This window comes from Desulfovulcanus ferrireducens, assembly GCF_018704065.1.
Taxonomy (GTDB): Bacteria; Desulfobacterota; Desulfovibrionia; order Desulfovibrionales; family Desulfonatronovibrionaceae; genus Desulfovulcanus; species Desulfovulcanus ferrireducens.
The window spans coordinates 1-22,912 of record NZ_JAGUQP010000028.1; the positions used below are offsets into that span (position 1 = coordinate 1).

At 41.6% G+C, this 22,912-nt stretch carries 21 protein-coding genes; 17 read left to right on the top strand and 4 right to left on the bottom strand.

The features are described 5' to 3' along the window. The first annotated feature begins 534 nt into the window (after positions 1-534). The 15 genes from KFV02_RS09585 to KFV02_RS09655 all read left to right on the top strand — a co-directional run bounded on the left by KFV02_RS09585 (position 535) and on the right by KFV02_RS09655 (position 17,834). Positions 535-1,185 (top strand): lactate utilization protein, encoded by a 651-nt coding sequence (locus KFV02_RS09585; RefSeq protein ID WP_252381331.1) that lies wholly within the window; start codon positions 535-537, stop codon positions 1,183-1,185. A gap of 3 nt (positions 1,186-1,188) precedes the next feature. Next, complete coding sequence (gene dnaE, locus KFV02_RS09590; RefSeq protein WP_252381332.1) at positions 1,189-4,656, top strand: DNA polymerase III subunit alpha; 3,468 nt, start codon at positions 1,189-1,191, stop codon at positions 4,654-4,656. Positions 4,657-4,749: 93 nt separating this feature from the next. Further along, positions 4,750-5,145 carry a 6-carboxytetrahydropterin synthase QueD gene (gene queD, locus KFV02_RS09595; protein ID WP_252381333.1) on the top strand — a complete coding sequence of 132 codons (396 nt, stop codon included), beginning with the start codon at positions 4,750-4,752 and terminating at the stop codon, positions 5,143-5,145. Further along, positions 5,145-5,603 carry a D-aminoacyl-tRNA deacylase gene (dtd, locus tag KFV02_RS09600; protein ID WP_252381334.1) on the top strand — a complete coding sequence of 153 codons (459 nt, stop codon included), beginning with the start codon at positions 5,145-5,147 and terminating at the stop codon, positions 5,601-5,603. The genes queD and dtd overlap by 1 nt, the downstream gene beginning before the upstream one ends. A 124-nt stretch (positions 5,604-5,727) precedes the next feature. Continuing rightward, positions 5,728-6,864, top strand: a complete 1,137-nt coding sequence (locus tag KFV02_RS09605) for a PP2C family protein-serine/threonine phosphatase (RefSeq protein WP_252381335.1) — start codon at positions 5,728-5,730, stop codon at positions 6,862-6,864. A 24-nt stretch (positions 6,865-6,888) separates the two neighbouring features. Beyond that, positions 6,889-7,320 carry an ATP-binding protein gene (locus KFV02_RS09610; protein ID WP_252381336.1) on the top strand — a complete coding sequence of 144 codons (432 nt, stop codon included), beginning with the start codon at positions 6,889-6,891 and terminating at the stop codon, positions 7,318-7,320. Continuing rightward, the gene (locus KFV02_RS09615; RefSeq protein WP_252381337.1) at positions 7,302-7,643 is read left to right on the top strand and encodes an STAS domain-containing protein; all 342 of its coding nucleotides are present in this window, start codon (positions 7,302-7,304) and stop codon (positions 7,641-7,643) included. The genes KFV02_RS09610 and KFV02_RS09615 overlap by 19 nt, the downstream gene beginning before the upstream one ends. Positions 7,644-7,788: 145 nt before the next feature. Continuing rightward, a complete protein-coding gene (locus KFV02_RS09620) occupies positions 7,789-8,901 on the top strand; it encodes a flagellar assembly protein A (RefSeq protein ID WP_252381338.1) in 1,113 nt (370 codons plus the stop codon). 35 nt (positions 8,902-8,936) lie between these two features. After that, the gene (locus tag KFV02_RS09625) at positions 8,937-9,695 is read left to right on the top strand and encodes a motility protein A (RefSeq protein ID WP_252381339.1); all 759 of its coding nucleotides are present in this window, start codon (positions 8,937-8,939) and stop codon (positions 9,693-9,695) included. 70 nt (positions 9,696-9,765) lie between these two features. Further along, positions 9,766-10,494, top strand: a complete 729-nt coding sequence (locus KFV02_RS09630; protein WP_252381340.1) for an OmpA/MotB family protein — start codon at positions 9,766-9,768, stop codon at positions 10,492-10,494. A 111-nt stretch (positions 10,495-10,605) separates the two neighbouring features. Then, entirely contained in the window at positions 10,606-12,273 is a 1,668-nt protein-coding gene (locus KFV02_RS09635) for a CgeB family protein (protein ID WP_252381341.1), read from the top strand. Between the two features lie 28 nt (positions 12,274-12,301). Beyond that, positions 12,302-13,705, top strand: coding sequence for a glycosyltransferase family 9 protein (locus tag KFV02_RS09640; protein ID WP_252381342.1), 1,404 nt, complete (start codon positions 12,302-12,304; stop codon positions 13,703-13,705). Positions 13,706-13,824: 119 nt separating this feature from the next. Further along, positions 13,825-15,444, top strand: coding sequence for a flagellar hook-length control protein FliK (locus KFV02_RS09645; protein ID WP_252381343.1), 1,620 nt, complete (start codon positions 13,825-13,827; stop codon positions 15,442-15,444). An 11-nt stretch (positions 15,445-15,455) separates the two neighbouring features. Next, the gene (locus KFV02_RS09650; protein ID WP_252381344.1) at positions 15,456-16,160 is read left to right on the top strand and encodes a flagellar hook assembly protein FlgD; all 705 of its coding nucleotides are present in this window, start codon (positions 15,456-15,458) and stop codon (positions 16,158-16,160) included. Between the two features lie 15 nt (positions 16,161-16,175). Beyond that, entirely contained in the window at positions 16,176-17,834 is a 1,659-nt protein-coding gene (locus tag KFV02_RS09655) for a flagellar hook protein FlgE (RefSeq protein WP_252381345.1), read from the top strand. A 50-nt stretch (positions 17,835-17,884) separates the two neighbouring features. Here the strand turns inward: KFV02_RS09655 and KFV02_RS09660 are convergent, their stop codons facing one another. Next, complete coding sequence (locus KFV02_RS09660) at positions 17,885-18,247, bottom strand: flagellar protein FlaG (protein ID WP_252381346.1); 363 nt, start codon at positions 18,245-18,247, stop codon at positions 17,885-17,887. A 271-nt stretch (positions 18,248-18,518) separates the two neighbouring features. Between KFV02_RS09660 and KFV02_RS09665 the strand changes: the two genes are divergently transcribed. Then, positions 18,519-19,451, top strand: a complete 933-nt coding sequence (locus KFV02_RS09665; RefSeq protein ID WP_252381347.1) for a flagellin N-terminal helical domain-containing protein — start codon at positions 18,519-18,521, stop codon at positions 19,449-19,451. Between the two features lie 120 nt (positions 19,452-19,571). On the opposite strand, the gene rnc is transcribed toward KFV02_RS09665, so the two are convergent. After that, positions 19,572-20,279, bottom strand: a complete 708-nt coding sequence (gene rnc / locus KFV02_RS09670) for a ribonuclease III (RefSeq protein ID WP_252381348.1) — start codon at positions 20,277-20,279, stop codon at positions 19,572-19,574. Positions 20,280-20,629: 350 nt separating this feature from the next. On the opposite strand from rnc, the gene KFV02_RS09675 reads away from it, so the two are divergent. Continuing rightward, positions 20,630-21,694, top strand: coding sequence for a phosphotransacetylase family protein (locus KFV02_RS09675; RefSeq protein WP_252381349.1), 1,065 nt, complete (start codon positions 20,630-20,632; stop codon positions 21,692-21,694). 197 nt (positions 21,695-21,891) lie between these two features. Here KFV02_RS09675 and rnhA read toward each other — a convergent pair whose 3' ends face one another. Together rnhA and KFV02_RS09685 are read right to left on the bottom strand one after the other, a co-directional pair. Continuing rightward, positions 21,892-22,368, bottom strand: a complete 477-nt coding sequence (gene rnhA / locus KFV02_RS09680; protein ID WP_252381350.1) for a ribonuclease HI — start codon at positions 22,366-22,368, stop codon at positions 21,892-21,894. After that, positions 22,361-22,852 carry a TPM domain-containing protein gene (locus tag KFV02_RS09685; protein ID WP_252381351.1) on the bottom strand — a complete coding sequence of 164 codons (492 nt, stop codon included), beginning with the start codon at positions 22,850-22,852 and terminating at the stop codon, positions 22,361-22,363. The genes rnhA and KFV02_RS09685 overlap by 8 nt, the downstream gene beginning before the upstream one ends. Positions 22,853-22,912: the final 60 nt, after the last annotated feature.

The window sequence follows — 22,912 nt, forward strand, 5'->3', positions numbered from 1 at the left end:
GACCAAAAGCTGAGTTACGGTGTCTTGATGCACCAGAAAGTTGAACGGTCTGTCACGCCTAAATTCTTATTTCTTTATCTCTTAAATTTGAAAACAGGTGATGTAAACATACGAGAAAGTTGAGTTATAAATAAAAATGTGTATTTTTGACTAAAAAATAGCTAAATCATGAGCCGCGAATCACAGATTAACTCTAGCCTTTTGAGCCTAATTTTTATATCCATTTTCCCAGATTTGAATTGTTGAGTCGCGGGTAGGGATGCTTATCTGTGTTCAACCTGAATCTAGAGTTCAGAACAGAGTGTTTTCACCCGCTACCGACTTGGAATTCCCAGCTGAAAAAAGTTTGGTTAGGCAAGTCATTATGTTTATAATTGAACCCTAATAAAATTGATATTTTTATCCAGTTGAAGGCTGGATTCAGGGTAACAGGTATGGATAAGTCATTCTGAGCACAAGGGGAAAGAATCTCTTGTTGCTTTTTCTTGTAGACGAATCTGATTTTTTCGATGTATTTCTGTACAGGGGGAGAAAATGAAAAAATTTCTAGAAAACTATTGGACCATTAAGCTGAATGAGGTCAAAGAAAATCTGGAGGCCAATAATTTTGAGGTGTTTTTAGTCAATAATGTAGAGGAGGCCAGGGAGGTAGTATTGCAAAAAATTTGGCCTGCAATAACTCCTGTCTCGGTATCCTGGGGAGGGTCCAGAACTTTTAAACAGACTGGGCTTTATGATGAATTAAAAAAAATGGATCTGAAGGTCATCGATACTTATGTCCCTGGCTTGTCAAAAGACGAAGCAATGGAACTAAGACGCAAGTCTCTCTTTGTTGATTTATATGTCACTGGAACCAATGCCATCACAGAAAATGGCGCCCTGGTGAACCTGGATATGATCGGAAACAGAGTAGGGGCCATCACTTTCGGACCGAAATTTGTTTTGGTGCTGGCCGGGAGAAACAAGATCGTGCCTGACTTTGAAGCTGCTGTAACTCGCATCAAAGAGTATGCTGCTCCTGCAAATGCCATGCGACTTGATAAGAAGACTCCGTGTACCAAAACCAGTTCTTGTCATAACTGCGAAAGCCCGGATCGAATCTGCAATGTTTGGACTATAACAGAGAAGTCCTTTCCTAAAGGACGGATAAAGATAGTTCTTATAAATGAGGATCTGGGAATCTAACAAATGTCCGGATTTGTTCATCTGCATTGTCATACAGAATATAGTCTCCTGGACGGGGCCATCAAAATTAAGGATCTCTGTGCCAGGGCCGTGGACTATGGTCTGCCTGCCGCAGCCATTACAGATCATGGCAATCTTTTCGGGGCTGTCATATTTTATACCACAGCCAGAGATTTTGGCTTAAATCCTATTATTGGTTGTGAAGTTTATGTAGCCCAGAATCATCAAGAAAAGGGTCAGGAACGTTATCATTTGGTGCTTCTGGCCGAGAATAAAACAGGTTACCATAATCTCATCAAGATTGTCACCAAAGGCTGGCTAGACGGGTTTTATTATAAGCCGCGCGTGGATAAAGAGATTTTAAAAAAATACAGTGATGGACTTATTGCCCTGTCAGCCTGTTTGCAGGGAGAAGTTCAGTATAAATTACAAAAGGAGGGTTTTGAGGCCGGGCTCAACTCTGCCAGAGAGTATGCCCATATTTTTCCAGGCAGGTTTTATCTGGAAATGCAGGCAAACGGGATTAGAGAGCAGGAAGAAGTCAATGCAAAGCTCCAGGAAATGGCTCAAAAAACAGGTCTGCCTTTGGTGGCTACCAATGATTGTCATTATTTGACCAAAGATGATGTACAGGCCCATGATATTTTGCTCTGCATCCAGACCAATTCCAAGGTGGATGAGCCAAGCCGGATGCGTTTTAATACTGATGAGCTTTATTTTAAATCTCCTGAAGAGATGGAAAGGGCATTTAAAGATTGTCCACAGGCCCTGGAGAATGTGCAGGAGATTGCCCAAAGATGCCAGGTAGAACTCGACCTGGGCAAACACTATTTCCCGGTTTACGCCCTGCCTGAAGGCATGACCCTGGAAGACGAGTTTGTCCGTCTGGCCCGGGAGGGGCTGAAACAAAGGTTAAAAGATTTGCCCTATTCTGTGGACGAGGAAAAGTACTGGGAGAGATTGGAACAAGAGCTGGAGATTATCTGTCAGAAGGGTTTTGCCGGTTACTTTTTGATCGTTCAGGATTTTATCAACTGGGCCAAAGCACAAGGCATACCAGTAGGCCCCGGGAGAGGTTCGGCAGCAGGTAGTCTGGTGGCCTACGCCTTAAAAATCACCAACCTTGATCCTATCAAATACAAACTCCTTTTTGAGCGATTTTTAAATGTGGAGCGGACAAGCTTGCCGGATATTGACGTGGATTTTTGCTATGATCGGCGAGAAGAAGTTATCCGCTATGTAACTGAAAAATACGGCAAGGATAGTGTTGCCCAGATCACCACTTTCGGGACGATGAAAGCCAAGGCCGTGGTCAGGGACGTAGCCCGGGCAATGGGACTTAGCTTGTCCTTGGCGGATAAAATCGCCAAGCTTATCCCCGATGAACTGAAAATGACTATAGATAAGGCCCTGGAAAAGGAGCCTGATTTAAAAAAGATGGTGGAGGAAGATGAACGTATAGCCAGACTCATGGATATCTGCCGGCGCTTGGAGGGACTGGCCAGACATGCTTCCACCCATGCTGCCGGAATTGTCATATCTGACAAGCCCATGGATGAATATCTTCCTCTGTACCGGGGGAAAAAGGGTGAAGTTGTTACCCAGTTTGATATGAAGCGGGTGGAAAAGGTGGGCCTGATCAAATTCGACTTTTTGGGCCTGAAAACCCTGACCGTGATAAGCGACACTTTAAAACTGGCCCGGCAGGGTGGAAAACAAGTCCCGGATATGGATAAACTTCCCCTTGATGATGAGAAGACTTTCGAGCTTCTTTGCGCCGGAGAGACAGACGGTGTGTTCCAGCTGGAAAGCTCCGGAATGCGCAAGGTACTAACTGATCTTAAACCCAATTGTTTTGAAGATATTATTGCTCTTTTGGCTCTGTATCGACCTGGACCTCTGGAAAGTGGTATGGTCAATGATTTTATTCGCCGCAAACACGGTCAGATCCCTGTAGAATATCCCCATGAGGCTCTGGAGTCGATTTTAAAAGAAACTTACGGGGTCATTCTCTACCAGGAACAGGTAATGCAGATAGCCGCTGTGCTGGCCAATTATTCTTTAGGAGACGGAGATATTTTACGTCGGGCCATGGGTAAAAAAGAGCCAGCAGTGATGGCCGCGCAAAGGACCAAATTCATGCAGGGCGCACGTGAGAACAATGTCCCGGAAGAAGTAGCCGAGCATATTTTCGATTTGATGGAAAAATTTGCCGGGTATGGGTTTAATAAGTCTCACAGCGCTGCTTATGCTCTGATCTCTTATCAGACTGCATATTTAAAAGCCCACTATCCGGTGGAGTTCATGGCGGCCCTGATTACTTCCGAAGTGAACAATACGGATAAAGTCATTACCCACATCAATGCCTGCCGGGATATGAACATAGAGGTCCTCCCTCCGGACATTAATCATAGCCACTACTATTTTAGTGTTGAGGGTGGCAAGATGCGTTTTGGACTGGCCGGAATAAAGAATGTGGGGCAAGGGGCTATTGAAGAGATTGTCAGGGAAAGAGAAGAAAATGGTCCTTATTCCAGTTTGCTCAACTTTTGTGAACGGGTGAACCTTAGAAAAGTGACCAAAAGGGTCATCGAGATGCTCATTAAAAGCGGGGCCATGGATTGTTTTGGATGTAGCAGAAATGGACTCCTCGCAGGCATGGAGAAAGTTGTGGCCAGGGCTCAGCAAAAAGCCAAACATAAGAGCAAAGGCCAACTATCATTTTTAAGTCTGGTCCAAAAAGACTCTGATTCAATCTCTGGTCTTGGATTGGATTGTCCGCAAAATAGTCTGGAAGAATTTTCAGATGAAGAGAAATTAAAAATGGAAAAAGAGGCCTTAGGCCTTTATCTTAGCGGACATCCTCTTTTACCCTTTAAGGAGGAGATAAAAAGACTGGGTATAAATGAATTGCAGCGTTGTCGTGAACTGTCGGCAGGAACAGAGGTTCATGTGGCCGTCATGGTCGTAGGCAAAAAGGAACATCTAAACAAAAAAGGTGAGAAGATGGCTTTTTGCCAGATCGAGGATTTAAGTGCCAGTGCCGAAGTGACCTTTTTTGCCGATGTCTACGCACAGTACAAAAGTCTTTTAGACAGTGAAGAGCCTTTGTTTCTTAAAGCTAAAATAAGTGCCTACGAGGGATTGCAAAACACCGAAAGCGATAGTGAAGACAATGATAGACCTAAGCAAATAAAACTTCTGGGCCAGGAGGTGCAGCTTTTACAAGATGCCATTAACAATGACCATCGTCCCATAAACATTACCATAGACATAGCTCAAAAAGGAGAAAATGGTGAAAGCGGGGTCTGGACGGGGTTGAAGAAAATTATAGAGAAGTATCCCGGTCAGGTTCCGGTACAGCTCTCGCTGTTAGGCGAGGATTTTGAATGCAAATTGCAGCTTGGCCCTGAGTATGGAATAAGTCCCAATCAGAGGTTTTGGACAGAACTTGAAAGGTTAAAAGACTAAAAGGTAAATTTAGGTTATTACGTATCGCTGTTATTAAAACATTGTATGACCACAAATAACAATTAATAACTATAAATAAATTCTATTAAAAAAATGGGTACAACAAACTCAAAATGGTTTTTACGGGTGAGGTCGGAGTTCAGTGCTTCTCATCAGTTAAGGCACTATGCAGGAAAATGTGAAGCGTTGCATGGACACAATTTCCAGGTAGAGGTGGAAGTGTGGGGAGATCAGCTTGAGCCCAAAACAGGAATATTAATTGATTTTAAAGTGTTAAAAAAACATTTACAAACTGTCCTGGACAAACTTGACCACAAGCATTTGAATGATCTTGATGAGTTTAAAGAAAAGAATCCATCTTCCGAACTTCTGGCTAAGTTTATATTTAAGCACATGAAGAGTCTTTTACCCGGTGATAAAGTTAAGCTTTCTTATGTTATGGTCGCAGAGAAAAGTAGTTCCATGGCGTTTTACCGGGAGGATGAGTAATGCGCATCCTATTGCAGAGAGTAAAAAGAGCCATGGTGACTGTAGATGGTCAGACCGTAGCTGAAATAGATACAGGGATTCTGCTCTTTGTAGGTTTTACTCATCCGGATACAAAGCTCTGGCAGGATAAGGCCTGGGACAAGATTTTACAAAAAATTGTAAATCTCAGGATTTTTCCTGATAGTAAAGGTAAGCTAAATTTGAGTCTGACCGATATAGATGGTGAAATTCTTTTGGTATCTCAATTTACACTGTTTGCCGATTGTCGTAAGGGAAGACGACCGAGTTTTAGTCATGCTGCTCATCCAGTAGAGGCCGAGAAACTTTTTAATAAATTTAAAAATGATCTCCAAAGGTTATGGCCGAAAGTGCAGACAGGCGTTTTCGGAGCGGAAATGGATGTGCAATTGTGTAACTGGGGGCCTGTGACCATCTGGATAGATAGCGATGAGTTTTGAGTTCTTTCTTTACGGAATTCAGAATGACGTTAGAAGGCGTGAGGGATGATGCTTCACGTATTGTACAATGGTGTCAATGGGTGTGCATACTCAAGAACAAATATTTTAGTCCAATCTAATAGTTATGGCCGAGACAATTAAAGCCCTTATTATTGATGATTCCAGTTTTTATCGAAGAATGTTGGTTAGCCTGCTAAAAGGGAGGTTTGACTTTGTTGAAGCCAAAGATGGCGAAGAAGCCATCGATAAATATCTAAGCTTTTCTCCTGATATAATTTTATTGGACTTAAATATGCCTAAGATCAATGGCCTGGAAGTCATAGATTATATCCGCAATAAAGCCAATAACAATGATGTTTTTATCATAGTCTTGACCGGAGAAGAGTCACAGGAAGTTAAGATTAAGGCACTTAATCTTGGGGCCAATGACTTTTTGACCAAGCCATTTTCTAAAGAAGAACTCATCGCCAGAATTGGAGTGGCTGAAAGGCAGGTTTATTTGTTATTCAGGCTGCACAAGGCGTACGAACGAATGGCCCAGGAACTAAATATGGTTGCTGATTTGCAAGAAAGACTTTTGCCAAGAAGCAACTTTTCTTTCCCCGGTGTTGATTTACAGTCTTTATACATCCCTTCGGGTATGGCCAGTGGTGACTATTTTGACTATTTTGCTGTCAAAAAGGATGTGCTGCGCTTTGTGGTAGCCGATGTTTCCGGACATGGGGCCCGGGCTGCTTACATAATGGCTATGGTCAGGACCTTATTTTATATGACTAAACAGCACTATACGTCTTTGAGTGAAAGCGTCCGTCTTATAAATGAACATTTATGTCAGGTGTTAGGGGAGGAACCCGATTTTATCACCTTGTTTGCCTGTGATTTGGATTTGGCTCAAAAAAAGATTGAATATGTAAATGCAGGTCATTGCCCAGGGCTAGTAAAAGTCGATGGACAGAAGATTTTGCGATTGGATGCTTATCTGCCGGTTTTAGGTTTTTTCCCTTTAGAAGTTGAAGCTAAGAAGATTGATTTCACTCAAAGCGTGGGTGTATTTTTGTTTACAGATGGATTTTATGAATGGGAGCTCTCTCCCAAAAATGCTTTTGGTTTGGATAGATTTTTGAGGTTGGTAGAGAATTTGCTACGATCCGAAAGGTTTTACCTGGAAGAAGTAAAGGATAAATTAGATTCCATACCAGTTCTTCCTCCTGTGTATCGCGATGATCTGACAGCTTTATGGGTAGAGACAAAATCAGAGTAGTTTTTATATAAATAAAGCCTGAAAATGAAGATTACTCTTAAAACTACTGCAACACCGTATACAGTTCGGTTGGTGGTTAAGGCCGTGATGACTATTTTAGAAGAGCTAATTGAAAATGATCTCCTTTATGAATTGCAACTGGCCCTGACCGAGGCATGTAACAATATAGTTGTACATGCCTATGATGGAAAGGAAGGAGAGCTGGAGTTGAGATTGAAGGTTGTTCCTCTCGAATATATTCAATTTGAAGTTATAGACTGGGGTAAAGTTTTTAATAGCCCTAGTATCCTGTCAAGTTGTTCCCTTGTATTGCCTAAAGAGGAGGCAACATCAGGGCGGGGTATTTTTATTATACGAAAAGTGGCTGACAAGTTTGTTTATAAACGGGTTGATGGTAAGAATTTAATAATAATTCGTAAGTATATTCAGGAGGAAAAGTGGAAAGTTTACAAATAGACAAACAAGGTATGCTGTGTCTGATTAGTCTCCAGGGCGAACTTACCCTGGAGATTGTGGAAGAGGTTAAGGCTAAATTTGAAGATATTTTTGCTGATGACTGGGATGTCCTGGTCATTAATTTGGCTAAGATTAATTTTTTAGATAGTTCAGGTATTGGGCTCTTAGTAGCAACTAATAATAAAGCCAAGCATAGTGGTAAAAAATTTTATTTGCTTGCGCCATCTGAGCAGGTAATAAAGACCTTAAAGTTAGTTAATTTGCTGCATTTTTTTGACATTCTTGATAATGAAGATGATTTGATAACAGTTATGCCAGACTAATAAAAGTTTAAAAATTGAAGTTAAAAGTTAAGGGTCAATTTAACATTTTTTTGGGAAGTATGTTTTCCTGCAGTAGAAAATAAAATAGGTATTTTTTTATCTGTTAAAATTTTATGTAAGAAGTTTATACTTTAACTACTAAGTTATGCCCTACTATTTACATCATTATTTTGATCCCTATTTTGATTATCAGAAATTAAAGCCTAAACAGCTGGAAAAAGGTAAGGTTGATTACTACAACTTGGGCTATGTCCAGAATGTCATAGCCGGTCAAGTTCTTGCTGAGTGGAAAGAGATAGCTCCTGAAGATGTTGATCAATATGATCAGAATTTTATTTATGATAAAAAAGAATTTCCTATAGGACCTAACTGTGCTGTAAATCCACAAAATGAAGATCAACTCATTGCTACGGCCAATGGCTATGTTTTTTATTACCAGGGCAAAATAGCGGTTAAAACAGTGCTTAATGTGCGCCGGGACGTGGATTTTCACACCGGCAATATTTATTTTGTGGGCGATATGATCGTCCATGGTTCTGTCCGTTCAGGTTTCGAGATCAGGGCCAATAATATCCGGGTAAAAAGGCTCGTTGAAGGGGCTAAAGTGGAAGCTGGTGGGTCAATGGTTATCGAGGAAGGGGTCAAAGGAAGTGGCCAGGCTCTGATCAAAGCCGGAGAAAATTTGCGTACTCCTTTTTGTGAAAAGGCCGAGCTGGTTGTGCAAGAAAAATTGATCATAGATGGTTTGTGTTTGCACAGCGTTTTATTTGCGGGGAAGTATGTAATGGTCAAAGGTAGGCTGATAGGCGGTCATGTTTGTTCTTCCTCATTAGTTTATGCCGGAGAGCAACTAGGAGGAGGGATGGGAGCTAAGACTGTTCTAGTTCTGGGTTATGATGCCTTGTTATTCAGAGAGGTTCGCCAGATTGAACAAAGTATTTCTGAGTTAAAAAAAGATATTTTTTTAGTGGAGAGCAAGCTTCGTAAGGGGCCGGAATACGAAAAAGAATATGGTCCGAAACTTAGAACTTTAGAAGGAAAACTAAGAATTTTTACTAAGAAAAGAGAGGAGTTGTGGACAAGGATGGAGGGAAGCCTCAACCACAAGGCCAGGGTTATATGTCCCGGTGAGATTAGGCCTGGTGTGGAGATTAGTATTGGACCAGCTTATTATAAGGTAGATGATTTTTTACAAGATGTCTGTTTTTACTTTGAAGATGATGAGATTAAATTAAAATCACCGGCGATGGATAACTAGTTGATAGTTGATGCTTAAGTACTAAGGGTTAAACTATGGATATAGGGACCTTAATCGGAATTCTATTGGGATTTGGCCTGATTATTGGCTCAATTATTTTGGGTGGAAGTCTGGGGGCGTTTATTGATGTTCCCTCTATTTTAATCGTTGTTTTTGGTACTGTAGCAGTTACCTTTATTATGTTCCCCATGGGCACAGTGTTCGGGGCCATTAAGGTTATGTTAAAGGCCTTTTTTGCCAAACCCCCGGATCCGAAGGCCATGATTAAAACTATTATTGATCTGGCTAATATTGCTCGCAGGGAGAGCTTAGTGGCTTTGGAAAAGGCCTCTGTTGAGGATCCCTTTTTAAAAAAGGGAGTACTTATGGTTGCTGACGGTACAGAGGAACAAACAGTACGGTCAGTTTTGGAAATTGAGATAGCCTTTATGAAGCAAAGACACCAGATGGGCCAGGAAATTTTTAAATCCATGGGCACTATGGCCCCGGCTTTTGGTATGATAGGAACCTTAATTGGTTTGGTTAATATGCTTCAGAGCCTAGATGATCCTTCTTCCATTGGTCCGGCCATGGCAGTGGCCCTTTTAACCACTTTTTATGGCGCGGTTTTGGCCAATGTTGTTTTTTTACCTATCGCTAAAAAACTTGAACATAGAAGTGCAGAAGAAGTTTTGTTTATGGAAATAGCTGTTGAAGGAATCATTTCTATTTTGAACGGAGAAAATCCACGCATTACTCAGGACAAATTAGAAGCCTTTCTGGCTCCTGCCTTGCGTGAGGGTAGTGATAGTTAATTTTATAGGCAGTAAGTAGTAATTGGCAAGACTTTGAGTTTTAACTAGTTGTTGGGAGTGATTACGTTTTATGCCCAGAAAGCAGGAAGAATGCAAATGTGAAGAAGGGCTGCCCGGTTGGTTAGCTACTTTTGCTGACCTCATGTCCCTGCTTTTGACTTTTTTTGTGCTACTCTTATCCTTTGCCAATATGGACATACAAAAGTTTCAGGACATGTTAGGTTCCATTAAGGATGCCTTTGGTGTACAGGTGCAAAGAAAGCAAGCTGATTATATAGCCTTTTCGCCCTCCCAATTTGAGCGTAAGGATATTTCTCTGGACCAAAATGCCCGATTGCTCTTGGGAATGGTCTTGCGAATCAAGGCCATGCTGGATGAAGATAGAGTTCTTAAAAAAAATGTGGATGTAACCCCCGACGATCAGGGGGTGCTTATACGGGTGAACAGCGGTCTTATGTTTGAGCCGGGGAGTGCCAAGCTTAAGCCAGAAGCTGCGAAGGTGCTGGAACGGGTGATCAAAATTTTAAAGGAGTACAATTTTGATCTTATAGTCCGCGGCCATACTGATGACCGGCCGGTTCGTTCAGGTAAATATCCGTCCAACTGGGAGCTTTCAGCAGCAAGAGCAGCAGCAGCCTTGCGCTATATAGTGGAAAAAGGCGGCATTAATCCCTCCAGGTTAAAAGCTGTTGGTTATGCTGACACCAGGCCTCTTGTGCCCAATAATTCCGAGAGTAATAGAGCCATAAATCGGCGAGTAGAGTTTTACTATCATCGACCTAAGGTTGAAGGTTGGTAAGTCTAGTAATGGCTGACAGGTTAAAAGGCAAAGAGATAGAAAAATTGTCTTGATTTTTTAGGCTCTTTACTTTTGCCCTTTCGTCTAATCCCAATAAAAGCAACAAACTCAATGAACTCGACAAACCCAACAAACACAACTGATTTTGACATTGTTGTTGACACAGGTGAGCAAAAGGTCTGTTTATTAGGGCCTTACGGGGTTAAGCGGATAGAAGAAGAAGTGCGGCAGCTTGTAAAGCAGAAACAGGTGTTGCCTGTTTTGGTTGGGTCCGGCACAAAAGAAATTTTGCATACGGTTTTAGAGGCTTGGTCCGGGCCTGTGGCAATTGTCGATAAAGAAGAAAAGATTCTGGTTCAGACTAAAGTTTTTGAGGAGTTTGGACAAAAAAAAAACATTTTTTGGGTACGCGAGTATAATGCTTCCAGAGCCTTAAAAAAATTGACCGCGTGGCAGATGGATCATGGCGGCCACCCTTTTTATCCCCTTATAATACCTGCCTACTTACGTATTGATCCGAAATATTACAAACAAGTTGTGTCTTTTCTTAAGGCAAGCCAGCAATTTAATTTTTGGGAGCGAGTAAGATATAAAAAGTTTGCCAATGATCAGCCCAGGATCCTGCTGATTACCAGCAAATATTTTTTAATGGGAGAAGTGATTGCGGCCTGTAAACGGCTTGGTATTCCCCATTATCTTTTGCAACTTGAGGACCAGAAGCTGGGGTGCGAAAAGTTTGTAAAAGATTTTTTACAAGCGGTTGTTGAATTTAAGCCTGATTTTGTTTTTACAATAAATCATCTGGGAGTTGATCGAGAGGGTATACTTGTTGAGCTTTTAGAGAGGTTAGAATTACCTCTAGCTTCCTGGTTTGTAGATAACCCTCATTTGATCCTGTACATGTATAATAATCTGACCAGTCCATGGACGACTATATTTACCTGGGATGCGGATAATATTGAGGAATTAAAGAAAAAGGGTTTTGAGCGTGTTTACTATCTGCCTCTGGCATCTGATATTTTCCGTTTCAGGCCTGGGATAGCCAGCAAAGATAACCGTTGGCAAAGCGATATTTCTTTTGTTGGAAATTCAATGGTAGCCAAGGTGAGAAGTAAATTAAAAAAGATAGCGTCTTTTCAAGGCCTGCTCAACGGATACCATAAGGTAGCTAGGGCTTTTCTGGAGAGTAAAAAGCGTTCTGTAAATCTTTTATTAAAGTTAGAATTTCCGCACCTTTATAAAGAGTGGCAGAGATTGCCTGATATTGAAAAGAAACTTGAGTTCGAGGCCATGGTTACCTGGGAGGCAACGCGTATTTATCGTAAGCTATGCGTAAAGGAAATTCTGCCTTTTTCTCCCTTGATAGTCGGGGATAAGGGGTGGCAGGAAACATTTGGGAGCAATGACTGGCAATGGCATCCTGAACTTAATTATTACCGTGATCTGCCGCAATTTTATCCCTGTTCTAAAATTAATTTTAACTGTACCAGCGCACAGATGAAAGGCGCAGTTAATCAAAGAGTTTTTGACGTGCCGGCTACCGGTTCTTTTTTGCTTACTGACTACCGCTATCAGATTGAAGATTTATTCGTCCCTGAAAAGGAGGTTGTTTTTTATAGAGATGTTGGAGAAATTGGGGAAATGGTGAGGTTTTACCTGGCCAGGCCGGAAAAGAGAGAAAAGATTGCCAGGGCTGCTTATCTGCGAGTAAAAAAGGATCATACTTATGAAAAACGCATACAGTTTCTTTGTAATAAAATGAAAGAAATATACAAATAGGATCAGGGGCTAAACCTTAAACTTATTTATGGTTAAACCAATTTTAGTTTTACAGATGCAGCGCATGGGGGATTTGATTTTATCTTTCCCCCTTTTTTTATGGCTGTCCCGGACTTACCATCACACTCCGGTATGGACTGTTGCCGAAGAAGATTTTTTCCAGGGTCTGATGCCGATTTCACCTCAGGTAGTATATGTCCCGTGGAATAATTATTCTTATATTTTAAAGGAAAAATATTCTCTGGTCATAAATTTAAGCCACAGAAGAGAGGCAGCATGGCTAGCCGGGCAGATAAAGGCTGACGAAAAAATCGGTCCTTATCTGGACAGGGATGATTACCAATATATTGCAGGAAAGTGGCAACTATACAGGGCGAGTCTCGTCCAAAGTAACAGGCATAATCGTTTTCATTGGGCAGACTTGAATGCCCTGGATGTGATTCCTTTTGATCTGATGAAAAGCACAATTTGGCCTGAGCCTAGGATATTACCTTCGAACGGAAACAAGGTGGGTTTATTTTTAGGTGCCAGTGAGCGGAGTAAGCGTCCTTCCGCAAGGTTTTGGAGTCTTCTGGCTCAGAGGCTGATAGAGTATGGCCTCAGACCTGTATTTTTGGGCGGGAAGGCTGAGGTTGAACTGGCCGAAAGGGTTAAGTCTGACTTGGATGTCCGGGTCTTGGATTTGACCGGGCAACTCAGCCTGGACCAACTGGTCAGGATCGGCCAAACTTTGCAGCTCTTAGTTACTCCTGATACAGGCCCTATGCACTTGGCCGCATGGACAGGTTTAAGAGTACTAAATCTGTCCATGGGCCCTGTAAATCCGTGGGAAACAGGTCCGTATCAGCCAGGACATTTGGTGTTAAGAGCTAACTTAAGCTGCAGAGGATGTTGGACGTGCAAATTTACTGAACCAAAATGTGGACAAAAATTTGATCCTCGGAAGATAGCTTTTCTGGTTAAAGAAATTGTTTTCTACGAAACAAGCAGACTGGGCAAAACCCGAATTAACGGTCTGGAATTGTTTACTACCCAAAGGACGGGAACTCTTTATCATTTGCTGGCGATACACCAAAGATTCACCTTGTCAGACCTGTTTGGGCAGCTCTGGCGTTCTTTTTGGGGCTATCATTTTGGTTTGTGGGCCAGAGAGGAAGTCTTTTCTATTGCTGAAGAAATCAGGGCAAAACACCCACTTTTTGCAAAGTCTTTTCAAGAAGGTCTGTTTTTAATATTAGATCAGATAAAAAGGGTAGTTAGAACAAGACAGGTTCCTGAACCGGATTTCTGGTCCAACTCCCCTCCTATGCTCAGACCCTTGACCAGCTATATTCATCTCTTTTGGCAAAATACAAATTTTACTCCTGCCTCTTTAAAAAAGTCCTTGGATTTGGTGGAAGAGTTCTATTCGATGTTCGATGTTGGGTTCTAGGTGCTTGGGTAATGTTGTTCGAGTTAGTTCTTAGTTAATTTTTCCTGCCTTCCCCCGTATTTTCACTTTTCACTCAATTGGAACAGTAATTGAAGTCTTTGACCTCAAGGAGGTCAGAGATGCAATTTTTTCCTCATATTTCCGCTCCAGAACAATCGTTTTTGTCTGGTATTCCGACAAAAGAGCTTCGAGGTCCAGGGCAAGGTTCTCAATTTGATCAAGTCTTTTCTTCCCTTGTATCCTCTGAAAATAATTGTGAAAGCTTATCCCATTGCAGGAAGCAGAATTTAAGGGATGTTGAGCCAAGAAAGAATGATGCACAAAGGGGAGAGGATAAGAGAGTTTTTTGGTCTGACAAGCTAAGTGAGGAAGATTTTTCCTCTTTAAAAGATGTTTTGAAAAATTTTGGTGTAGAAAAGGAAAAAATTCAGGTCTTGGAGAAAAAGTTTCGGGAAAAGGGGCTGTCTTGGAAAGATGTAGTCCTTTGTCTGGGACTTGGTAGTTTGTTGACTAAGGATATTGGACAGTTAAATGCCAATTTAAAAAGAGGATTAACTTCTTTTTTTCAGAAGATAAATTTCACTCCGGAAAAGAGTCAAGAACTGGTAGCTAAGCTTGAACAAAATAAAAAAATGGAAGTGTGGAAAGAAATTGCTGAAAAGCTCAAAGAAATGCCACAGGGGCGAAAGATATCTTTAACTCAGAATGAGATAAAAAGTCTTAAGGTGGCTTTTGGGGTAGAAAAAGATCAGTTTTTTTTATCTGGTTTTGTAAATAAAGAGTTAAGTTTGGGAGAATTAAAGAATTTATTGGCTATAATAAAAAAAGAGGCAATGCGAACAGCGCCTGAAATCAATGAAGATGTAATGCGGTCAGTCTCTGAGGAAAGCAAAGCGATAATGGTTGATGGGCAAAGTAAGGAAGTTTTGATGTTGAGGTCAATAAGGCAACTCGCCCATAAGACAGAGAAGAAGGGTTTGAATAATGACCGAGGCAAAGAAGGCATAGATAACAATACTTTGCTCAAGGCTAAGGAAAATGGTGTACTACATCAAGGACGGCATCACGAAGGCAAGTCATTTAATGTTAATAAAGAAAAGGAAAAAGAGAATAATGATGACCAGCGAAATTTCTTGGGACAACGTGTTAAAGTAAAAACCGGTAAAGATGCTCAAGGACACTTTCACAAAGCAGATAATGTCCACGATGAAATAAATGTTTTTCAGGTGAAAAACGAGAGTGATTGGCAGACAAAATTTGGGGGTGGCAGGGAAAAGATATCGAGACAGGTAATGGAGCAAGTTCAAAACGGGGTGGTTCAAAATTTAGGTAACGGCCGGCGGCAGATTAGATTGCAATTAAGCCCACCTGATTTGGGACGGTTACATGTTGTTTTACAGGTCAAAAACAACGAGGTTAAGGCGCTTATCAAAACCACAAACCATGATGTCACCCAGATTGTTAGTGAAAATTTGAATCAATTGAAGACCAGTCTGGAACAACAGGGGTTAAAAGTAGGAAAGTTAGAAGTGCAGACTCAGCTCCCTGATGGCCAGATGAGTACGCCCTGGCAGGGCTCTGACAAACATAATCAGGCTCAGGAGCATCTTCGTAAAGGAATAAACCTGGCCAGGCTACGAGGACTTAGTGAGAGCCGGGAAGAAAATTTGGCCCATGATGTGCAGAATATAGGGCATGGAGAAAATATTTCCCAGTCAGGGATAGATTTATTTGCCTAGCGAGGTGGAGAATGCAAACTAATGGTGTTGATTATTTGCTTGGCGGGTATGAGCGAGATTTCACCGGTCAGACTAGAAAAACTGGTGATGCAGCTCCTATGGGTAAGGATGAGTTTTTAAAGCTTCTAGTTACCCAATTAGAGCATCAGGATCCATTGAATCCCATGGATGATCGTGAATTTACAGCTCAGTTGGCACAATTTTCAAGCCTTGAGCAGTTGACTAGTATTTCTGAAGGTATCAAGAGCCTAAATGAAGATAAGGCCAGGCAGGAAATGCTTGGCGCGGTGAGTTTTATCGGCAAGGAAGTGCGTGCAAGTGGTGATAGTTTGAGTAAAGAAGGCAATAATGTTTCTACCGTGTACTATCATTTTGATGACGTGGCTTCAAAGGTATACATCAATATTTTTGACTCCTTTGGAAACCTTGTGCGCTCGGAAAATGTAGGCTCAAGGCAGCCGGGTGATTATGAGTTTGTCTGGGACGGTAAAACTTATACTGGCAGTTATGCCCCTGATGGTGTTTATTCTGTGAGCATTGCCGCAGAGGGTGTTAATGGTCAACCAGTATTGGTTGACACTGAAGTCAGTGGTAAGGTGTCTGGTGTACAAAATATGAATGGTCAATCATACCTGCGCTTAGAAGATGGGCGACAGGTTAATTTTGTAGATGTTAAAGAGATTGTTAACCCTAGTAGCGATGATAGCCAGAAATAGCTAGGAGGTTTGAATATGGGACTTTCAGCAGCATTATATTCAGGAACCAGCGGGCTTAGGGCTCATGGAGAGGCCATGTCTGTTATAGGCAATAATATTTCCAATGTGAGCACAATCGGTTTCAAAGGGTCTAGAATGCATTTCGAAGATGCCCTGAATCAGGAAATTACTACTGCAGTTGGAGTAGGACAGGTCGGTAGAGGGGTTGCTATAGGTACTGTTATGACAGATTTTGCTCAAGGTTCTCTGGAAACTACCACCGAGTCTACTGATTTGGCCATAGGTGGCAATGGATTCTTCATTGTCTCCCCAAAGGATGAGGAAACGCAATATTATACTCGGGCAGGAAATTTTCGTTTTGATAAAGATGGTTACCTGGTAGATCCCCACGGTTATGTGGTCCAGGGCTGGGAAGTGCTTCAGGAAGATACGTCATCTGCAGCTACAGTTGAGCAGGCAGCTAGTCAAACTGCTAGTATAAAGACAAGAGGAGTGCCCACAGATATTCGCCTGGAGAATTTTCAGTCTCCTCCTCAACCTACATCTCGAGTAAGTATGGTTGTCAATCTGGACTCACAAAGTGAAGATAGGTCAACAGATAAAGCGGATCCGTTTTTTGCCATGTTTAAAAAATGGAGTGCTAATGCCAGCGTTCCTATTGGAGACACGGCTTATGCATATCAAAGTACCATTAAGGTTTATGATGAAAATGGCACATCACATAATTTAACAGTTTATTTTGATCCGGTCAGGGAAGATATTACTGATACAGGAGGTAAACAGTACTGGGAATTTATGGTTACTGTTCCTCCGAATGAAGACAACAGGTCCTTTTGGAGTAGCGTGACCAATACTGATAAAAAGGGTGTGTTAATGATAGGTTCTCTAACCTTTAATACCGCCGGAGAAGTAGAGAATATGAGCGCATTCACGTTGAATAATAACAACGTGACTCTTTCTGACCCCAACAATCTAAATGAGTGGGAACCAGCACTGTTTTCACAAAATGGATACCCCATATGCACGGCCAATTTTTTGGCTGCAACTGGTGCTGATTTTACTGACGGGGCTAATGCCAAGAATATTGAGATAAATTTTGGCATTCGCAATAAGGATTTAAGCGATCCAGACGGTACCGGCCCTAAATATCCTGGTTGGTATGACCCTGATACCACCGATTACACTGACCCCAGCGAAATTGGTACAGATCAGACAAAATTAATCGGTTTTTTAGACCCTGAGTATGGTGCTCTCTCGACAACTACCTATAGTACCGGTTCGACAACATTGTATCAATCTCAGGATGGCTATACAGCCGGATTTTTACAAAATATTAGTGTGGACCGTGACGGGGTGATAACTGGAAGATACTCTAATGGACAGATTTTACCACTCTATGTTCTTACTCTTGCTGATTTTAACAATAAATATGCCTTGCATCGTGAAGGGGGCAATTTATTCTCACAGACGAGAGAGTCCGGTCCTCCTTTGACTGGCCTGCCCGGTACAGGAGGAAAAGGCACAATTGCCTCAAATTCTCTGGAACAATCTAATGTTGATCTGGCGAAGGAATTTGTAAAGATGATTACAACTGAGAAAGGATTTCAGGCTAATAGTAAGACTATAACTACAACCGACCAAATGCTTTCCGTGCTTATTCAGCTAAAACGATAATCAATTCGTTTCTAAACAAAAAAGCCCCGCTAAGCGGGGCTTTTTTTGTTTTATAGTGAGCGGTTTATAAATATTCCAACCATTTTTTCAATTGACGCGGCCAGGTTAAGCAGCTCATCAGGTGGAATTTTACGGATGATTTTATTGGTTTCCGGATCCACCACATCTACCTGTAATTTATTGGTTTCCTTGTGGATATGGAATTTAAGTTTAACACCTAATGAGTTGAGATAATTTTCTATGGATCTGGCAAGGTTTTCTATTTTTTCAAATTCGTTTTTCGGGAGTTTATCTGTCTTCTCCTTGTTTATATTTTTTTCTATATTCTGCCCGTGAGAGTCAACTTTCTTCTGGTCCGGAAGATAGTTGCTCGTATCCTGATTATTAAGATTCAGCGTATCTTGGACTTTCATTTTTTTCTCTCCACCTTTTCTCTTCTTCCTTATCCTTATCGGAACTATTTTTAAAAACTTTAGCCTACTGTTGAGGCTAACTAAAATTTCTATTTTAATCTTTCGGCTAACTTAAGTTGGTGCCTATGTGATTTACTAGGAAAAAATTGACAGTTTTTTTTTATAGCCGGTAAAAATTGCTTGTTTTGGTTTTGTAACATGTTGAAATATTAGTATAAACTATTAATGGTATCTTGTTTGAAAGATAATAAAAAAAATAGGAGGTAAAGCTATGTCTTTGGTTGTCAATCATAACCTTATGGCCATGAATGCGTCTAGAAATTTGAGCATGGCCTATGGTCGACTGGGCACGTCCACGCGTCGTTTGTCCTCGGGGCTTAGAGTCAGCACTGCTGCTGATGATGCAGCAGGCCTGGCAATTCGCGAACTTATGCGGTCAGATATATCCGCTCTGCAGCAGGGAGTCAGAAACGCCAATGACGCTATTTCGCTGATCCAAACTGCTGACGGCGCACTACAGGTCATTGATGAAAAGCTTATTCGCATGAAAGAACTGGCAGAACAGGCTGCCACCGGAACCTACACTTCAGATCAGCGTTTGATAATTGACTCTGAATATCAGGCCATGGCCTCAGAGATTACTCGTATTGCCAATGCAACGGACTTTAATGGTATCTATCTATTGAATGGTAATTTGTCCGGTGCAGGCGGAGATCAATCAGCCTGGATCAGTTCTTATGATGGTAGTGGCTTGGACAGTGCAGGACCTCTGCATGTTCATTTCGGAACAGGCAATGATTCAGCAGAAGATTATTACTATATTGCGATTGGCGGCGCCACTGCCTCTGCGTTTGGATTGGGCAATAATGCAGACACTTCCAGGTCAGACTATGTTGGCGGAGCTTCTATTTCCACACAGAGTTTGGCTCAGCAGGCCTTGGAGGGCATCAAACAGGCAATTGTGTCAAAAGACCATATTCGGGCCAGTCTAGGTGCTTTGCAAAACCGACTTGAGGCTACGATAAGCAATTTGACTATTCAGGCCGAAAACATGCAGGCAGCAGAGTCTCGCATTTCTGACGTAGATGTGGCCACTGAGATGACAGAATTTGTTCGGAATCAGATTCTGACTCAATCGGCAGTGGCAATGCTTGCCCAGGCCAACTCTCTGCCAAAGATGGCGATGCAACTCATTCAAGGGTAATGGCTATATATCATGATAGGCAGGTGGGGAGTAAGCAGCATGAAGGAGAGAGTGCTTTAAAAGGGCACTTTTTATAAGTTCCTGCCAGTGACTGCTTGCTACCAACTGCCTATTAAGATTTCATAGCCTTTCTTGGAGAAATTTAAGTCCTAGTTGGGCGGCCTTTTGTTCTGCTTTTTTCACACTGGTGCCCTTGGCTTTTAGGTTGGTCCCATCAGGAAGGCTGACCTGGACAAGATAGATTTTTGCATGTTCCGGGCCTTGGCTATCAACCAGGGTATAAACAGGGCGTTGCTTGAAAATTTTTTGGGTTAACTCCTGAAGTCTGGTTTTGTAATCTTTTGTGATTTTTTTGAGAGATATTTTTTTTGGCCAAAAAGGGCTAAAAATTTTATTTATGCTGGTCTTGACCTGTTCATAGCCTCCATCCAGAAATATGGCCCCAAAGATAGCTTCTAATGTGTCACTAAGCACCGAGTCCCTGTCTTTTCCGCCCTGCATTTCCTCACCTTTTCCCAATAAAATATATTGGCCAAGCTTTAAAGACCTGGCTACTTGTGCTAGTGATACTTCATTGACCATACTTGCTCTAGCTTTGGTCAATTCTCCCTCTGATGCCGTGGGAAATTGTTCATAGAGGGCTTTGGAGATACATAATTCAAGTACTGCGTCTCCTAAAAACTCCAGTCGTTCATTGTTTTCCAGGCCATGTTCATTGGCAAAAGAGCTGTGAGTCAAGGCCTGGCAGAGTAAAGTTTTATCATTGAATTGGTAAAAAATGAGTTTTTCCAGGTTGTTAATTTCGTGAGCAGAGAGAAAGTTTTTCATCCAGGTTATCTCCTGATTAAAGTTTAGGGCATTGAGTTTAAAAGTCAGAATTCAGAACTTTTAAAGAGGGGGCTAGCAGGGGATAAATTTTCGGTCAATCCCAACCCCTTGATTCCCAAACTTTTCCCCCCCAATCCTCTTTACAATACATTTACATTGGTTTGGAATTGTGTTTTAATAAATAAACTATGCTACTTCAACTGGTATCCTTTAGTGGCATCCTTTTACCGGCCAATTTGGTCCTTTCGCCAATAATCAGGTGAAATCTGGCCTAGTCGACTAATTTAATCTTTTTATCATGAATGATTACGAGAAATTTTAAAAAACTTTAAACTTTCCAGGAGGATAAAATGGTTGGAGTTTATATTGGCTCAACTGCAGGATATTCTGGCAAAAATATGATCGCTATGACATTAGGTCTTAGATTGCAAAAAGACGGATACAAGGTAGGGTATATGAAGCCCGTTGGAGCCATGCCTAAAGAAATAGATGGTAAGCTTGGAGACGAGGATGCTTTTTTTGTCCAGGAAATATTGGGTCTTTCCGAAGATGTAGAAAAAGTTACTCCGGTGGTTGTAAATCAAGATTTCAAAGTAAAAGCCTTTAAAGGTGAACATGAAAACTTAATGGATAAGATCAAGCAGAGTTATGCAGAATTGAGTCAAGATAAAGATGTGATGATTGTGTCCGGTTCAGGAAGTATGTATTCTGGAAAATACTGCAGTGTTGATGGAGTTAGGGTGGTCAAGACTTTAGGACTGAAATCATTGGTCATAGACCGTTATACCAAAGAGCTTAATTATGACTACCTGCTTGCTCTGAAAGAGACTTTGGGCGATCAAATGATCGGAGCAATTTTAAACGATATTCCAGACCATTTTATGGATGAACTGAACAACATGCTTGTGCCTTGTCTAGAGCGTAATGGTGTAAAGATTTTGGGTGTCATCCCCCACGATTCTCTTATGGGAGCAATAAAAGTAGCCGACCTGGCCGAGCGTCTGGGAGGAAGGATCATAGCCGGTTCAGAAAAGGCAGACCGGGTCGTAGAGAGCTTCCTTATAGGTACCATGCAGGTAGAAAACTTTATGACCCATTTTAAGCGCCATAAGAATTCTGCGGTTATTGTTGGAGGAGATAGGTCAGACGTCCAACTGGTGGCTCTTGAAGGTAAATGTCAGTGCTTGATTTTAACCGGCAACCTTTATCCTAATGATATAATCATGAGTCGGGCCGAGGTGTTGGAAGTGCCTATTGTTATAGTCCGCGATGATACTTATACTGTGGCCAAGAAAATGGAAAACATCCTTTCCAGGCATAAATTGAGGGATGCAATCAAAATTCAACACGGTGCACAGTTAGTTAATTCTGTACTTGACTATAATTATATTAAAGAGTCAATCGGCCTGAGTTAGTTGTAAGTCCTGTAAGGCAAAAAATTAAAGTCTAAAAAAGGCACCTCTTTGGTGCCTTTTTTAATGTCTTGAAGATGGAAAGATCCATACAAAAGTCTTGTTATCTTTTCCCGTCATTCTGAGCGGAGCGAAGAATCTCAGACAAAGGCGGGGTAATGACTGACGTTAAGAGACGCAAGGGCAGCGTCTTCTCTGATTCAACCAACATAATTGGTATCAATTAGCAAATTATCACTCTGAGCGGCCTGCTTGGCCAGGAGGTCGCACTTTTCGTTTTCTTCATCCCCGTTGTGACTTTTGATCCAGTGAAAATTAACCTGGTGTTTGTTTAAAAGAGGAAGAAGTTTTTGCCACAGGTCCAGGTTTTTGACCTTTTTTTTGCCGGAAGTTTTCCAGCCATTTTTTTGCCATTTTTTTATCCAGTTCTGGGTGATGGCGTTCGATACGTATTTTGAATCTGTATAAAGGTCCACCTGGCATGGAAACTTCAATGCTTCCAGGGCCTTGATAATGGCCAGGAGTTCCATGCGATTATTGGTAGTTAGCTTAAACCCTTGGGAAAGTTCTTTGCGTTTGTCCTTATACTTTAAAATTGCCGCCCAGCCACCCGGTCCAGGATTTCCCAGGCTGGATCCATCCGTATAAATTGTTACCTTATAAGGCTGCTTATCCATTTTCGATTTCCATAAGTTTTTGGCCAATTAAACTTAATGCTTCACCTAAGCCTTGGGGCCAGTTACCGTTTTCAAAATAGGGAACAAAGTGTTGCTCCTGCAGGTAACGCAGGAACTCTACACCCAGGACTTTCTCCACCAGGGGGGGGAACCTCACAATGACCTCTTTATACTTAGGGCTTAAGCCGATAAAAATAGTTTTGGAATCCAGCTGGGGGATGTATATTCGTTTTGTGGTTATTTTAAGTTGCAGGGTCAAACCATACCGTTTTTTTAGCAGGGCAGAAAAATTATAGATACTTTTTTTCTGCTTATCGGTTAAAGTTTTGGTCTGATCCCAAATGGACTGTCTGGACTGAATAGTTGTGATTGTACGGTCATAATGTTTCCAGAAAAGTACTCCTACAGCCATGAATACGGCTACCAGGGCCAGGCCGCGGAAAATTTGCATGACAATATTATCGTTTCTGCGTTTTATAAACATCTTTTTTCCCCGACTCTGTAGTTTTCAATTTCTATAATTACCATACCTCTACCCCATTAA